This is a genomic window from Winogradskyella pacifica (assembly GCF_013403915.1).
In the GTDB taxonomy this organism is placed as follows: domain Bacteria; phylum Bacteroidota; class Bacteroidia; order Flavobacteriales; family Flavobacteriaceae; genus Winogradskyella; species Winogradskyella pacifica.
Window position 1 is genome coordinate 1 of record NZ_JABFDI010000019.1, and the last position, 15717, is coordinate 15717.

The 15717-nt window shown below is 32.4% G+C and carries 14 protein-coding genes; 2 read left to right on the forward strand and 12 right to left on the reverse strand.

The features are described 5' to 3' along the window. Positions 1-288 precede the first annotated feature (288 nt). The 12 genes from HM984_RS14755 to HM984_RS14810 form a co-directional block, all read right to left on the reverse strand. A complete protein-coding gene (locus tag HM984_RS14755; RefSeq protein WP_115812048.1) occupies positions 289-528 on the reverse strand; it encodes a DUF6095 family protein in 240 nt (79 codons plus the stop codon). Then, complete coding sequence (murQ, locus tag HM984_RS14760) at positions 512-1327, reverse strand: N-acetylmuramic acid 6-phosphate etherase (RefSeq protein WP_179349713.1); 816 nt, start codon at positions 1325-1327, stop codon at positions 512-514. The genes HM984_RS14755 and murQ overlap by 17 nt, the downstream gene beginning before the upstream one ends. Positions 1328-1529: 202 nt before the next feature. Beyond that, positions 1530-2345, reverse strand: a complete 816-nt coding sequence (locus HM984_RS14765; protein ID WP_179349714.1) for a DUF4249 domain-containing protein — start codon at positions 2343-2345, stop codon at positions 1530-1532. A gap of 3 nt (positions 2346-2348) precedes the next feature. Next, positions 2349-4724 (reverse strand): TonB-dependent receptor, encoded by a 2376-nt coding sequence (locus HM984_RS14770; RefSeq protein WP_179349715.1) that lies wholly within the window; start codon positions 4722-4724, stop codon positions 2349-2351. 146 nt (positions 4725-4870) lie between these two features. Continuing rightward, entirely contained in the window at positions 4871-7093 is a 2223-nt protein-coding gene (locus HM984_RS14775; protein ID WP_179349716.1) for an NADP-dependent isocitrate dehydrogenase, read from the reverse strand. Between the two features lie 145 nt (positions 7094-7238). Next, positions 7239-7814 (reverse strand): pentapeptide repeat-containing protein, encoded by a 576-nt coding sequence (locus tag HM984_RS14780; RefSeq protein ID WP_179349717.1) that lies wholly within the window; start codon positions 7812-7814, stop codon positions 7239-7241. Positions 7815-8613: 799 nt separating this feature from the next. Continuing rightward, the gene (gene rplS, locus HM984_RS14785; RefSeq protein ID WP_020896040.1) at positions 8614-8964 is read right to left on the reverse strand and encodes a 50S ribosomal protein L19; all 351 of its coding nucleotides are present in this window, start codon (positions 8962-8964) and stop codon (positions 8614-8616) included. A gap of 172 nt (positions 8965-9136) precedes the next feature. Next, positions 9137-9457: a hypothetical protein gene (locus HM984_RS14790; RefSeq protein ID WP_179349718.1), complete on the reverse strand. Its 321-nt coding sequence runs from the start codon at positions 9455-9457 to the stop codon at positions 9137-9139. Between the two features lie 12 nt (positions 9458-9469). Further along, positions 9470-10147: a tRNA (guanosine(37)-N1)-methyltransferase TrmD gene (trmD, locus tag HM984_RS14795; RefSeq protein WP_179349719.1), complete on the reverse strand. Its 678-nt coding sequence runs from the start codon at positions 10145-10147 to the stop codon at positions 9470-9472. A 224-nt stretch (positions 10148-10371) separates the two neighbouring features. Then, on the reverse strand, positions 10372-10977 hold the full coding sequence (locus HM984_RS14800) for a tRNA (guanine-N1)-methyltransferase (RefSeq protein ID WP_115812030.1): 606 nt from the start codon (positions 10975-10977) through the stop codon (positions 10372-10374). 269 nt (positions 10978-11246) lie between these two features. Continuing rightward, positions 11247-12695: a glyceraldehyde-3-phosphate dehydrogenase gene (locus HM984_RS14805; RefSeq protein ID WP_179349720.1), complete on the reverse strand. Its 1449-nt coding sequence runs from the start codon at positions 12693-12695 to the stop codon at positions 11247-11249. Between the two features lie 139 nt (positions 12696-12834). After that, a complete protein-coding gene (locus HM984_RS14810) occupies positions 12835-14247 on the reverse strand; it encodes a trypsin-like peptidase domain-containing protein (protein WP_179349721.1) in 1413 nt (470 codons plus the stop codon). Positions 14248-14417: 170 nt separating this feature from the next. Between HM984_RS14810 and dapF the strand changes: the two genes are divergently transcribed. Beyond that, entirely contained in the window at positions 14418-15197 is a 780-nt protein-coding gene (gene dapF / locus HM984_RS14815; RefSeq protein ID WP_179349763.1) for a diaminopimelate epimerase, read from the forward strand. Beyond that, complete coding sequence (locus HM984_RS14820) at positions 15191-15715, forward strand: GNAT family N-acetyltransferase (protein ID WP_179349722.1); 525 nt, start codon at positions 15191-15193, stop codon at positions 15713-15715. The genes dapF and HM984_RS14820 overlap by 7 nt, the downstream gene beginning before the upstream one ends. Positions 15716-15717 lie beyond the last annotated feature (2 nt).

Below are 15717 nucleotides of genomic sequence, written 5' to 3' on the forward strand. Positions count from 1 at the left end.
GATAATGGTCCACAGTCTTTTTTTTACAAAAATCCGAAAAGTATAGATAATTCACACACAACTTTTGAGATTGATCCGATAAAACTTCTTCTGTAATTTTATAGTTGTATTCGGAAAATTAGATAAGAACTATATCGCAAGTATTAAGTCCAATTGTTAAGTTCTAAAACTGTAAATAGATTAAGAAGCTGTACTCTTATTGAAGTCGTTGAAAATAATTTTTATTGCTAAGTAGAATATATCATTCTGGTTAATTATATAGTAGTAGTATTGTAAATCTTCAAATTCTTATTTTTTCTTCTTAAAGATACTATCTAGAATAGTATTAATTCCTAGAAATAAAAAGAGAATAGCACCAATACACAGTATAAAGGCTATAATAAGAAGCGGTATATAAAGTGGCTTTTCACTATTATCTAATGCTAAATGTAATAATGTAGGACCAGCAAACATTAGGCCTAAACAAATCCCTAATCGTTTTAATCCTTTAGCTAATATGTCTCTGTCTGTTCTATTGTCTTCGTCCATGAGTAATACTATCTCTTACGTTTTTATGTTTACTTAATAATATAGTTGCTTCTGATTGTGAAATATTAAGTTCAGTCATAATCATTTTTGTAGCTCTATTGACTAATTTGTCATTACTAAGCTGCATATCTACCATTTTATTTCCTTTTACTTTTCCTAGCTGAATCATTACTGTTGTAGTAATCATATTTAAGACGAGTTTTTGAGCTGTACCAGCTTTCATTCTCGAACTTCCTGTTAAGAATTCTGGACCAACAATAACTTCAATTGGAAATTGCGCAGTTAAAGACAAAGGACTATTACGATTACAGGTTATACAAGCCGTTATGATACTATTTTCGTTGCATTTTTCTAATGCACTAATAACATAGGGGGTTGTACCAGATGCCGCTATACCTACAACCACATCCTTTTCTGTAATTTTATATGCTTCTAAGTCCTTCCAACCTTGAGTGGTAGAATCTTCGGCATTTTCTACTGCTTTTCTTATAGCATTATCACCACCAGCTATGATACCAATAACAAGATCATGTGAAACGCCAAAAGTAGGTGGACATTCGGAGGCATCAAGAATACCAAGTCTTCCACTTGTACCAGCACCCATGTAAAACAGTCGTCCTCCTGTATTTAATTTATTAACCACTTGAGAAATAAGGGGTTCTATTTGTGGTAAAGCATTCTCTACAGCTAACGGAACACTTTGGTCTTCTTTATTTATGGACGTTATAATCTCTTTAACAGACATGTCTTCGAGATTATTATAGTTAGAGTCTTGCTCTGTTGTTTTTATAAATGTCATGGCTTAAAGGTAAGAAATAATTTTTGCGGATAGGTTGCATTAGCGGTAGTAACGGCATCCTTTTTACAAAATTATATATTTAGTTTCAATAGAAAGGATAACTATGAATTTGTTGTAAATGTTACTTGATATTGGGACGTCCGTAAAAAGATATAGTGGATGACGCGACCCACCTTATGTGGGTAATGCCCAAATAAATAAATTACTCTACAGTATAAATTAATTCATCGACTTCAGATAATCTAAAATAGCCAAAAGGAAAATTATCTGGGTTGGTCGTATTAATACAATTTCCTCTTATAGTTGCGGGCTGAGTTTCGAAAGGCCCACCACCAGAGTCGCCTCCTTGTTGCAGGAGTATAAACATGAAATCGTAAAATTGACTAGAAACACCATAATTTCTAATAGTGACAATATCTCCGGGTTCTAAATCTTCTTCTGTGTAGAATCCAAATATTTCATTACCATCCGTAAATGTATCGTCATATACGGATAAGGTGGGTACGACGGGAATATCACTTATAAACTCGAAAAAATAGTAATTCTCTATTCCTAAAGGATCATTATAATAAGCTTTTAGTTCTATATCTTCTCCCGAAAAACCGCCTTCGTTATTTTGTTCTACATAATCAATAGGTACCACGGATGTTAAGGTTTCTGTAGCGGTATATGTTTCTCCTTCGTAATTTATTACCAATGTATAGACTTCATCTATAATAGGCATAAATGTGTTGTTGTTATAAATCCCAGTATTATTTTCCTCTATAAAATTGAAAATATTACCTGAAGTATCTGAAATTTGAATTGTAGCTCCATTAGCTGGAGGAATAGTCTCATCGAAAAAAGGAGCAGACAATGAAAGTTTTATACTTTGTTCGTTTCCTGTTGTATTTTTAAAATAATTTATGGAGGCTTCAATCACTAGTTTTGGTTCTGCTGTGTTTAGATCTACATCGATAACGTCTTCACAATTGGAAAAAAGTAAAAAAAATAGACTTATATATAATAATCTCTTCATGATTTAAAATTTAAAATTATAAGAAAATGATGGTACAATACCAAAAATGGATAGACGTGTAGCTTCATTCACACCTGTGTTTCTATTTTCACTAAAAGAAATGCTAGCAGCATTTTTTCGATTATAGACATTGTATATTCCGAATACCCATTCTCCTTTAAAGTTTTTTGTACTTTCTGGGTTTGGATTGTAATTTACAGCTAAATCTAAACGGTGATAGGATGGAAGTCTACTTGAATTTCGAGCTTCATAATTGGGAATAATGATATCATTGTATTGATATTGTCCGTTTGGAAAAGTTGTTGGCTGCCCTGTTTGAAAAATCAGATTAGAACTAAAAGACCATTTTTTGCTTAATTCATAACTTCCCGTGAGCGAAATATCGTGGGTTTTATCATATGGTGTGTTGTACCATTCGCCGTTGTTAATTCCGGTTTCAATAGCAGTTCTCCCTGGTGTTCTTTGCTCTGATTTTGAAAGTGTATAGGCTAACCAACCTGTAAATTTTCCTTCATTTTTTTTGAAAAGAACCTCTAAACCATAAGCTCGTCCTTCTCCATTAAGGATAACTTGTTCTATAGCGTTATTGGCAATTAAATCTGCACCATCTACATAATCAATTCGATTTTGAATGGTTTTATAAAAACTTTCAATTTCTAAGGAGTAGGCATTATTATTAAACGACTTAAAATAACCAATAGCTATTTGATCTAATAGTTGTGGTTTAATATATTTTCCGCTCGGAGTCCAAACATCTAAAGGTGTTGGCGAACTTGTGTTAGACAATAAATGTAGATATTGACTCATACGATTATAGCTCGCCTTTACAGATGAGTTATCATTTAATTGATACGCTATTGCTAATCGAGGTTCTAGATTTGTAAAAGATTCTATAACATCACTTTTATTAAATGTGTCGGTTCCTATAGCTTCGGCTTTTTCATAAATACCTAGTGTAGCATTAAAGTTTAATGGACTATTATTTTCATATATATTAAGTTCATCTTGCCCTAATCTGTGAAACATACTTAAACGTGCTCCATAACTTACGGTGAGTTTATCGCTTAATTTATGCTCAGCATCAATATAAATGGCGTTTTCAAAGGCATATTTATCAATGAGCTTAAAAGGATTAATACCAGATTCGTCATCTATGGGTTTAATATCGCCTGGATTAAATTTATAATACATACTATTTAAGCCATAATCTAATTTGAAATTATTACTTATATAATGTTTAAAATCGTATTTAAGATTGAAGTTTCTTATTCCCGAAACCCAATCAAAACCAACAAATCCTAGTTGTAGTCCGTAATAATAGTCTGAATAAATAAGTGATAAATTGGAAAATATCTTTTCAGAGTAAAGATGATTCCACCTGAAATTTAAAACAGAGTTTCCAAATGAATTTTCGAAATTATCGGAAATTTTAAAAACATCACGACCAAAATAACCAGATAAGTAAATATTGTTATTATCGTTGATGTTGTAGCTTAACTTGGTATTTAAATCATAGAAATACGCGACATTATCTAAGTCAAAAAGGGGTAAGAAAAGATGTGCATAACTGCTACGACCTCCAATTAAAAAAGAACCTTTATCTTTTTTTATAGGACCTTCTGCTAGTAAGCGACTTGAAATTAACCCAATACCTCCATTCATATGAAAAGATTTACTATTCCCTTCTTTTTGATAAATATCTAAGACAGAAGACACGCGACCACCATATTTGGCAGGAATTCCTCCTTTATACAGTTTTATATCTTTAATAGCATCAGGATTAAAAACAGAGAAAAAACCAAAAAGGTGAGATGAATTAAAAATTGTTGCTTCATCTAAAAGGATAAGATTTTGATCCGCAGCACCACCTCTTACATTAAAACCAGAAGAACCTTCACCAGCATTAGTAACACCAGGTAGAAGTGTAATTGATTTTATAACATCAACTTCACCCAGTACCACTGGCATATTCTTTATCGTTTTTATAGATAAAGAATTGACACTCATCTGTGGGTTTTTTATGTTTAATTTTTCTACGTCTTCGGTAACGATAACTTCATCTAAGCTTTCTGCTGTTTCATCAAGCTTATAATTTTTAGTAAGGTTGCTATTAAGGACTAAGGTTTCTGAAATTGTTTTAAAACCTAAATAACTTACTTGTACAACGTAAGTACCAGCTGGTAATGTAATAGAGTAGAAGCCATATTCGTTAGTAACGGTTCCGGTTTGTTGCTCGGGAATAATAATGTTTACTCCAATAAGAGTTTCATTGCTTTGATTATCTGCTACTGTTCCGCTTAATGTGAAGTTTTCTTGAGCTTGAAGTGCTATAGGACATAATAAAAAAATAAAAAGTATTCTTTTGAGAGTCAATATCATATGTTATGAGTGATGTGGTTTGATTGATGGGGTGTTCATTCTTTCCGAAGAGGCACCTATTTGTTTTACAATACTAAAAATAATTGAAAAGAATAAAAAAAGCTTCCCGAAGGAAGCTTTTTTAACATAACATTATACACGGCTAGTTATGAATTTATGATTGAATTTAATGTCGTACTTGGACGCATTGCATTCGAAATTAATTCTTCATTAGGAAGGTAATAACCGTCAATATTTACATTTTCTCCTTGACAATCAATTAACTCTTTTACAATAACTTCTTCATTAGAAGATAGTGTCTTAAATATTTTATCAAATTCGGCCTTTAATTCCGCATCTTTAGATTGGTTAGCGATAGCTTCTGCCCAGTATAAAGCCAAATAAAAATGACTTCCTCTGTTGTCTAATTCATTGACGTTTCTTGAAGGTCCTTTTCTGTTTTCTAATAATTTATCTGATGCATCATCTAACGTTTCACCTAAAATTCTAGCTTTTTCATTAGAATTAACAACAGCAAAGTGCTCTAAAGAAACGGCTAATGCTAAAAATTCTCCTAAAGAATCCCAACGTAAATGGTCTTCTGCTAGAAATTGTTGTACGTGCTTAGGTGCAGATCCACCAGCGCCAGTTTCAAATAAACCACCACCATTCATTAAAGGAACAATAGATAACATTTTAGCACTTGTACCAACTTCTAAAATTGGGAATAAATCAGTTAAGTAATCTCTAAGTACGTTTCCTGTTACAGAAATAGTATCTTTTCCTTCTTTAATTCTTTTTAATGTGAAGTTAGTAGCATCAACTAAAGACAAAATTCTGATATCTAAACCTTCAGTATCATGATCTTTAAGGTAAGTATTCACCTTTTTTATTAATTCAGCATCATGTGCTCTTTTCTTATCTAACCAAAAAACAGCAGGTGTTTCTGAAGCTCTTGCTCTTGTTACGGCAAGTTTTACCCAGTCTTGAATAGGTGCATCTTTAACTTGACACATTCTCCAAATATCACCAGCTTCTACTTTATGACTTAATAATACTTTACCATTAACATCAATAACTTCAACTTTTCCTTTTGATGCTATTTCAAAAGTTTTATCGTGAGATCCGTATTCTTCAGCTTTTTGAGCCATAAGTCCTACATTAGGAACTGTTCCCATTGTTGTAGGATCAAAAGCGCCGTGTTTTTTACAGAAATCAATAGTTGCACTATATACACCAGCATAACTACTATCTGGAATTACTGCTTTTGTATCTTGTAGTTTTCCTTCTGCATTCCACATCTGACCAGAAGTTCTTATCATTGCAGGCATAGAAGCATCTATAATAACATCACTAGGTACATGAAGATTTGTAATTCCTCTTTCAGAATTTACCATTGCAACATCTGCACCATGCGTTAATTCATAACGGATATCTGCTCTAATTACATCACGCTTTTCTTCTGGTAGTTCGCTTAATTTTTCTAATAAATTACCGAACCCATTATTGACATCAACACCAATTTTATCGAATGTTTTTCCATGCTTATCAAATAAATCTTTAAAGAAAATACGGACAGCATGACCAAAAATAATAGGATCAGAAACCTTCATCATCGTTGCTTTCATATGTAAAGAAAACAATACGCTTTTATCTAGAGCATCTTCTACTTGTTCCTCTAAGAACTCAAGTAAAGCTTTTTTGCTCATTATTGTAGCATCGATAATTTCACCTTGTAATAACGCTAAATCACTTTTTAAATTTGTTTTATTACCTTTTGCATCGGTATGTACAATATTTATAGAAGTCGCTTCGTCTAATGTTACAGATTTTTCATTATGAGCAAAATCTCCTTTAGACATGGTTGATACATGTGTTTTAGAAGTCGAAGACCAAGCTCCCATACTATGAGGGTTTTTCCTAGCGTAATTCTTAACAGCTTTTGGTGCACGTCTGTCTGAGTTTCCTTCTCTTAAAACAGGGTTAACAGCACTCCCTTTAATTTTATCGTAGCGAGACTTAATTTCTTTTTCTGCATCATCCTTTGCTTCCTCAGGGTAATTAGGAATCTTAAACCCTTTAGCTTGTAGTTCTTCAATAGCAGCAATAAGTTGTGGCACTGAAGCACTAATATTTGGTAATTTTATAATATTAGCTTCTGGTTTTTTCGCTAATTCACCTAATTCTGCTAATGCATCTGGTACTTTCTGATCGTCTGATAAAAAGTCTGGAAATGAAGCTAAAATTCTAGCAGCTAATGATATATCTTTTGTTTCTATAACAATACCTGAAGACTTTGTAAATGCTTCAACAATCGGTAAAAATGAACGCGTTGCTAAAGCTGGTGCTTCATCCGTTTTTGTATAAACAATCTTTGCTGTTTTTGTCATATGTCTTGTAAATAAAATGAATAATATTTTGCTCGAAATTGAGCTGTGCGAATATACGAAAACGTTTGATTTTTATAGGCATAAGATTAATACTAAAGAACCTCAAATTTTAAGAAATTGATAAATAAACCCTTAAATTGTTTATTTAATCTAGTATCTTGATATTAAAGCTCTCTAATAAACCCGAAATATTTTCTTTTGAGAAAGAAGCTTGTTTTAGTTGATTTAAATTAGGGTTGATATTGAAGTTATATGCTGAAGTAAAATCGGAATGTTCAAGATTGGTTCGGTCAAAAATAGATTGGTATAAATCACAATCTTTAAAAATGACATATTTTGCTTCAGTTTCAGTAAAATCAACCTGATGCATTATACAATTTGAAAAGTTTGTACGAGTGATTTTTAATTGATAAAAACTACTCAAATTTAATGTGCAATTGATAAATTTAAAGGACAGTAAAAAAGCATTGCAATTTTGAAATAATACTCCTAGAATTTTACAGCCTGTGAAGGTTACATCATCAAGAGTGGTGTGCATTACATCAGCATTACTAAAATTACAATCTATGAAATCACATTGAGAAAAGACAATATTAGAAAGATCTGAGTTATCAAAATTACAATTGATAAAAGTGCAGTCTGCATATTCTGCTTTAGGTAGTGTATTTATAGTGTAATCTTGCGATTTATAATGTTGCTCTTCTAGTAATGGTAAATTCATTTCACAAGAATACAAAAGAATTTGGATTTGAGAATTAGAATCTTTTACGAATTATATTAAACGATGATAGAATCCATTTCGCAAGCCAATGCTTACAATTATAGGAACCTTTATATTATTAAGGACTGGTTATAATATAAAACAAAAAGCCATATCACTACAGTTAAACTGCTCTGACATGGCTTTCATGAAAACGGTACTAACGTGACCTATTTAGCTTCCACTAACTCAGCTGTGTGACAAAAGCCATCATCTTTTTCGGTTCAAGCATTTCCGTTTCAAATCGAAACAGTTCATATCTTTCAAAATGTATTGACCTGATATTACTTTGTTTCTTAGGTTTGTTTTTCTTGATGTTTCTCCTATAATCTTCAAATTAATGAATGTTAGGTCTAAAACATTGCTCATCCTTTTCGTATTCACTTTCGATTCTACTACTTCTTCAAAGCTTTCCACTTTATTATGTTAACCTACAACATGGTGTGTTAAATAAATAAAGCTTCATGATTGTAATGCAAACACTTGTGTGAACACAAGCTGCAGTCCAACCTCAAAAAACAACCTCAGTACATAAAGAACGAATCTCTAGTAACAATTTAACATTAATTTAAAATAAACTTTAAAAACAAACTAGGTTCGTTGCTAATTGTTTTACTAAATTAAGTAAATAAGTTTAATTTTGCTATTATTTTAACATTTTATATATCAACACATTATGAACTGTGGTTATCAACAAATGTTAATAACCAAAAAAGCCTTCTTTATCAGAAGGCTTTTTACAGTAATATATAAGTTGGAATTATCTTCTAACTTCTTTGATTCTTGCTTTCTTACCAGTAAGACCTCTAAAGTAGAAAATTCTAGCTCTACGTACTTTTCCACGTTTGTTAACTTCTACTTTTTGTAAAGCAGGTAAGTTAACTGGGAAGATACGCTCTACACCAATTGTTCCTGACATTTTACGGATAGTAAACGTTTCAGAAGATCCACTTCCTTTACGTTGTAATACGACACCTCTAAAAAACTGGGTACGTACTTTTTCACCTTCTCTAATTTCGTAGTATACGGTGATTGTATCACCAGCACCAAATTTTGGAAAGTCTTTACGGACTACAAATTCGTCTTGTACAAATTTTACTAAAGAACTCATTTTATTTTATTTATAATAGTTGATTCAAAGCAACATTCACGATTCTCGCCAGAGGTTGGTCTAAATTGGTTTGCAAAAATAGTGCTTTTTTGTTTATTGACAATACTTTGGCTGCAAAATTTTATTACAAGACTTTCTAAGTCGTGAATTTAATTTTAAACGTATTTAATTTTTAAGACTTAGGTTTCGAAAACTCTGTTAAAGCTAATATTATCAGTCCTATAGCGAATAATGAATACGATAAATTTTGAACTATTATTGAAAAGCCTTGAGCCATTAAAATGGTATCCATACTTGCGCTACCAGTAAAAACAGTAAGCAATAAACTTCCTATATATGTAATGAAAACTAAGATATTACCAATTAAAATCAGCCATGTTGCTAGCGTTTTCTTCTTTATAAAAAGAATTAGTGCAGCGATTAATAGAATAAGCGTAGATAGACTACTAATAATTTGACCTATTGTAAAAAGAATCTCTGTAGAATTATTCATAAAATAATAGGTTTAATCTTCAAGTAAATCTGGTCGTCTGTCTTTGGTTCTTTGATAAGCTTGTTCTTCTCGCCATTTTTCAATTTTTGCAAAGTTACCACTGAATAGTACTTCAGGAACTTTCATGCCTTCGTATTCTCTTGGCTTCGTATAAATTGGAGGTGCTAATAAATTATCTTGAAATGAATCGGTTAGGGCAGAGGTTTCATTTCCTAAAACGCCAGGTATTAATCGAATCACAGCATCGCATAATACAGCAGCTCCTAGTTCTCCACCAGATAAAACGTAATCTCCAATAGATATTTCGCGCGTAATAAATCTATCACGCACACGTTGATCGACTCCTTTGTAATGTCCGCATAAGATAATTATGTTTTCTTTTAAGGAGGTTTGATTTGCAATGCTTTGATTAAGCTGTTCTCCATCAGGAGTCATATAAATAATCTCGTCGTAATTACGTTCTTGTTGTAATTTAGAAATGCATTTGTCGATAGGTGCTATGGACATTACCATGCCAGCACCTCCTCCAAACTGCGTGTCGTCAACAGATTTATAGCCACCCGTTGCATAATCTCTTAAATTATGAAAGTGGACTTCTACTAAACCAGCTTCAATTGCTCGCTTTAAGATAGAAGCTTCAAACGGACTTTTTAAAAGTTCTGGTAATACGGTTATGATATCTATACGCATGTTTTCATTCTATAAGTTTGCAAAGATATGTTTAATTGATGTATTTTTTAGATAGTCTTTTGTAGATGTTTCTGTGACTTGTTTATATCGTTTGTACCAACGAGTTTTCGAGCTTAAACTAAGACCTAAAAAAATCCGCAATTAAAATTACGGATTTTTATAATATTAAAAAGTGTGTTTTTGCGAAGTGTTTTTTTCCATATTTTAATTACAAACAAGGTTGATTAAGACTTCTGCTTATTCAATTCATCTTGTAATTGACGTCTTACTTTTTGCTCGCGCTCTAGAGCATTACGTCTGTGTTCCTCAAATTCCGACTCTACTTCTTCTAATTTGTGTTTTGCTTCTCGAGTTGCAGAATTGCTACCTTTAAATTTATAAATAAAGAACAGTAAAAAAGCTAAAAGGCCTCCGATAATACTCCACATTAAGACTTTGTAACTTGCTTTATTGGTTTGAATTCCAAATAATGAGATATTATCTTTTTCATTGTTTGTAGCATTCAAGGTTGATTCTGTATTAGATAGATTACTTTTTAAGCTTTCTATTTCATCAACTTGCTTATCAACAATTGCTTGTGTGTCTACTAAATCTTTATGAACCGCTTTAAGAGAATCAAGCGTGTGTGCTTTTAGCGCATAAAGCCATGTTTTCTTGACGGTTTTGTAATCTTGCCAACTGTTAGAGCGTCTAATTACAAATTCAAATTGATTATCTATTGTACCACTATTAAGAGATAATTTCTCGTCGTCGTTATCGGTCTGTGCGATTGTTGTTTGAAAACTAAATGTAACTAAAAGAATTACAGTAACTTTTGTTAAGAATTTCATCTTAGAGGTAATTTTGGTTGTGTTAGATTAATTGGATGCCAAGATAATAATTTTATGAGGATATCATAAACAAATTATCAAACAAATAGCCTTTCAATATTGAAAGGCATTTAATATACGGAAGAAAATATAGTTTAGATGTTGAATACTATAGTCTAACCTTCGTTTTATTCCTATTGCGTTATTAATTCACTATAAACCATACCTCTAATAATCAAAAAAATCTTGCCCAAAGACAAGATTTTCTTCTTTCCCTTTTTCAGAACGATCTAATAGTAAGCATAGCGTCTTACCTTAGATATATATTTTGCGAGTCTAATGACTTGTTGGCTATATCCATATTCGTTATCGTACCATATATATAGTATCGCATTTTTTCCATCTTTTCTAACAATGGTTGCTTTACTATCGTAAATAGCAGGCGCAGAACTACCAATAATATCACTAGAGACTAATTCGTCACTCATCTCATATTTAATTTGTTCTACTAAATCTCCTTCGAGTGCATATTTTTTCATAATAGTATTTATGCTCTCTACAGATGTCTCTTTTTCTAATTCTAAATTAAGAATAGCTAAAGAGCCATTAGGAACAGGTACTCTAATAGCATTAGATGTCAGCTTACCTTCTAAAGCCGGTATGGCTTTACTAACAGCTTGGCCAGCTCCAGTTTCTGTAATTACCATATTTAATCCTGCTGCACGACCGCGTCTGTATTTACTATGAAAATTATCTACTAAATTCTGATCGTTAGTATACGCATGTATCGTTTCTAAATGTCCTGTTATAATCCCGAAAGAATCTTCCACGGCTTTTAGAATTGGTGCAATGGCATTGGTTGTACAAGAAGCAGCAGAGACTATCTTAACTTTATCAGGATTGTGCTCTGTATGATTCACTCCATGGACAATATTAGGAATACCCTTTCCTGGAGCCGTTAATAGAACTTTTTCAACACCTTTAGCTTTTAAGTGTCTACTTAAAGCGTCCTTATCTCTAAATGCTCCGGTATTATCGATAACTAAAGCATTATTAATTCCGTAAGCTGTATAATCAATATCTTCTGGCGCATTCGCAGAAATAATTTTTACAGTTGTACCATTTATAATTAGTGCAGAATTTTTAATGTCTGTGCTCACCATACCAGAAAAATCACCATGTACAGAATCGTTTCTCAACAATGAGGCACGTTTTTCTAAAACGGTTTCAGTAATCTCTCCGCGTGTAACAATAGCTCTTAATCTTAATTGTGTGCCTTTTCCTGTACGTGTCATTAATTCACGTGCTACTAAACGGCCAATTCTACCAAAACCGTAAAGAACTACATCTTTTGGCTCTATACCTTTATTGTCTTTAGCATTGCCTAATTTAGAAGCTACAAAAGCAGTAGCATTACCATATTTTTGATCTTCTAAATGGAATTCGTAAGTTAATTTCCCAATGTCTAGTTTGGCAGGAGGTAAGTTTAGTGTACTAAGAGCTTGCGCAATTTCAACAGAATCGAAAATAGAAATAGGTTTCTGAACAAATTCTCCTGCATACTCATGCAAGTTTAGAATTTCGCTCACATTTCTGTCTATTAATTGGTTTCTGAATAATACCAGTTCAATAGATTTATCGTACCATAAGTCACTGATAATTTTAATAAATTCTACAGTTGCTCTGCGACGATCTGCTTGAAACGCTAACTCTTTTTCGTAAGTGTCGTTAAATCCCATGTTTTCTTGGTTTAAGTGATTTAGATTTTGCGCAAAAGTAATATATTTCAAACGTTTTCGTAACACCTTTTAGCGAAAATAAAAACCCTTCAAAGAAATATACTTTGAAGGGTAATTTAAGGACTAAATTTAAGTTTTTTTACCTAAAATGATAAACCATTTTTTCACCTTCTTTATTGATCACCTCAATTTGAAGTGGTTCATTAACAGCACGTGTTTTTATGGCATCTTGAGCATCGTCTATAGAATATAATTTCTTACCGTTAATTTTAGTAATAATACTACCTTCTTCAACTCCATTTTTATTCCAAGATGATTTATAATTTTCATCTAGTTTATTAATTTTTACTCCGTATTCCGTCTTGCTGCGCTTTAATTCCTTTTCTGAAGCATTTTTTATAAGACCAATTGTTGGCAATGTATAGATTGATGGTTTTAATAAGGTAACAGGAAGTGTTTCTTCATCACCATCTCTAAGTAAGGTAACATTAACGACATCATCAGGACTCTTAGTTTTTAAATACCCCGACAAATCAGAGAATTTATTAATTTCTACATTATCTATTTTTCTAATGATATCACCAGATTGAATCCCTGCTTTTTCTGCACCTGTACCTTCTTGCACTTCACTAACATAGAACCCTTCTGTGGAGTTGACCTCTAGTTTTTCTGCCGCTTCACTGTTTAGTGCACCACCAGAAACACCAAGGATACCGTTTTGCACGTTACCATATTCCATTATGTCATTCACAATTTTACGAGCAATATTACTTGGCACCGCAAAAGAATAGCCTATATAAGAGCCCGTTTGCGATGAAATAGCAGTATTTATACCTATAAGATCTCCATTAGTGTTAACCAAAGCACCACCTGAATTACCTGGATTTACAGCAGCATCGGTTTGTATAAAGGACTGCATATTTTGGCCAGATAAATCTCTAGATTTTGCGCTAATAATACCAGCTGTAACAGTAGAGTTAAGATTAAATGGATTACCAACAGCTAAAACCCACTCACCAATTTTTGCATTATCAGAGTCACCAAAAGCCATAAATGGTAAATCTTCATCAGCTTCAATTTTTAGTAGGGCAATATCTGTTGTCTCATCTGTACCAATCAATTCGGCCATGTAAGACTTGTTGTTATTCAAAGTAATGCTGATTTCATTCGCATTTTTAATAACATGGTTATTGGTAACAATATATCCTGTCGGAGAAATAATAACACCACTACCGGTACCCACTTGGGCACGTTGAGAACTGCGACCATAAAAATAATCGCGCATACTTGTTGGTGCATTTACAATGGCTGTGTTTTTTACATGCACAACGGAATGTATAGACTTATCAGCAGCTTCAACAAAATTTGGGGTTAATGTTGCATTACTGTTAAGGGTGTTAACGGTGTTGCTAGTCGGCACAAACATGGGGAATTCGGACGATTGCTCAACGGCTATAGCTTGTGTTTCATTCTCAACAAAAAGTTTGTAACCACCCAAAGTCAATAGGCCACCTAATGCAGAAACAAATACCAATGTTATTATCTTCTTCATAATTTTCAGATTTAAGTTTAACTATTTAATAATTATTTTAGGATTATCTACGATTAAAATTAGAAATTTATTGATTTCAATTTTCAATTTAACGCCTTTTTAACGTCAAATTTAACGAGCTCTTAACACCACAGAATACAGTCTAATATTCTTATATTTGTGGCTTATTAATTACTATGACATTTTATAAATATCAAGGAACAGGTAACGATTTTGTAATTGTAGATAATCGTTTACAGTATATAAACAAAAAGGATACCAAACGTATTGCAACCTTATGCGACCGACGTTTTGGCATAGGAGCTGATGGTTTTATACTGTTAGAAAATGATAAAAATGTAGATTTTAAAATGGTCTATTACAATGCAGATGGTAACGAAAGTACAATGTGTGGTAACGGTGGACGTTGTATTGTGGCGTTTGCAAAATTTTTAAAGATCATTGAAAACGAAACTGAATTTATAGCTATTGATGGTCTTCATAAAGCTAAAATTGAAGACGGTTTGGTGCATCTTCAAATGCAAGATGTTTCTGAAATTGAATCTTATGAAAACTACATGTTTTTAGATACAGGGTCTCCACATCATGTAGAAATTGTTTCAGGGTTAAAAGATTTTGAAGTTAAATCTAACGGAGAAAGAATAAGAAACGGTGCACCTTATAATGAAGCCGGAAGCAATGTGAATTTTGTAGAACAATTATCTACAGAAAATTTTGCAGTGAGAACTTACGAACGCGGAGTTGAGGATGAAACCTTATCGTGTGGTACAGGTGTCACAGCAGTTGCATTAGCCATGCATAAAAGTGGAAAAACAAAGGCTGATAAAATTAGTTTACAAACCCAAGGTGGTCCGCTGAATGTAACGTTTAGTACTAATGATAACGGTTACGATAATATTTGGTTAATAGGACCCGCTGAGCAGGTTTTTAAAGGTGAAATTGAATGGTAAACCTAAAAGGAGAACATATTTATTTAAGAGCTTTAGAACCTGAAGATTTAGACTTCGTTTACCGTATTGAAAATGATACTTCGTTATGGGAGTTAAGTGATACACAGACACCTTATTCAAGATTTTTAATAAAACAATATCTTGAAAATGCACAGCAAGACATTTTTGAAGCTAAACAGTTACGATTAGCTATTTGTGATTCTAAGGATCACACTATTGGTTTAATTGATGTGTTTGAATTTGACATTAAAAATAAACGTGCTGGTATCGGTATCCTTATTCAAGATGAAGAAAACAGAAATCAAGGTTACGGTAAAGAGGCATTAGAGTTATTAGTAGATTATTGTTTTCAAACCTTGCATTTACATCAGGTATATGCTAATATTTCTGAAAGTAACTTAGCTAGTTTAAAACTTTTTGAAACTAATGGTTTTCAAAAAATAGGATTAAAAAAAGATTGGAGTTTCGATGGTAAAATCTATACCAACGAATATATTTTACAACGAATTAACGCTTAATT

Excerpts from the sequence above, each read along its gene's own strand:
- trmD (WP_179349719.1), bottom strand. The coding sequence starts at position 10,147 with ATGCGTATAGATATCATAACCGTATTACCAGAACTTTTAAAAAGTCCG.
- HM984_RS14765 (WP_179349714.1), bottom strand. The coding sequence starts at position 2,345 with ATGAAGAGATTATTATATATAAGTCTATTTTTTTTACTTTTTTCCAAT.
- HM984_RS14800 (WP_115812030.1), bottom strand. The coding sequence starts at position 10,977 with ATGAAATTCTTAACAAAAGTTACTGTAATTCTTTTAGTTACATTTAGT.
- HM984_RS14790 (WP_179349718.1), bottom strand. The coding sequence starts at position 9,457 with ATGAATAATTCTACAGAGATTCTTTTTACAATAGGTCAAATTATTAGT.
- HM984_RS14775 (WP_179349716.1), bottom strand. The coding sequence starts at position 7,093 with ATGACAAAAACAGCAAAGATTGTTTATACAAAAACGGATGAAGCACCA.
- HM984_RS14805 (WP_179349720.1), bottom strand. The coding sequence starts at position 12,695 with ATGGGATTTAACGACACTTACGAAAAAGAGTTAGCGTTTCAAGCAGAT.
- HM984_RS14810 (WP_179349721.1), bottom strand. The coding sequence starts at position 14,247 with ATGAAGAAGATAATAACATTGGTATTTGTTTCTGCATTAGGTGGCCTA.
- HM984_RS14755 (WP_115812048.1), bottom strand. The coding sequence starts at position 528 with ATGGACGAAGACAATAGAACAGACAGAGACATATTAGCTAAAGGATTA.
- HM984_RS14780 (WP_179349717.1), bottom strand. The coding sequence starts at position 7,814 with ATGAATTTACCATTACTAGAAGAGCAACATTATAAATCGCAAGATTAC.
- murQ (WP_179349713.1), bottom strand. The coding sequence starts at position 1,327 with ATGACATTTATAAAAACAACAGAGCAAGACTCTAACTATAATAATCTC.
- HM984_RS14770 (WP_179349715.1), bottom strand. The coding sequence starts at position 4,724 with ATGATATTGACTCTCAAAAGAATACTTTTTATTTTTTTATTATGTCCT.
- HM984_RS14820 (WP_179349722.1), top strand. The coding sequence starts at position 15,191 with ATGGTAAACCTAAAAGGAGAACATATTTATTTAAGAGCTTTAGAACCT.
- rplS (WP_020896040.1), bottom strand. The coding sequence starts at position 8,964 with ATGAGTTCTTTAGTAAAATTTGTACAAGACGAATTTGTAGTCCGTAAA.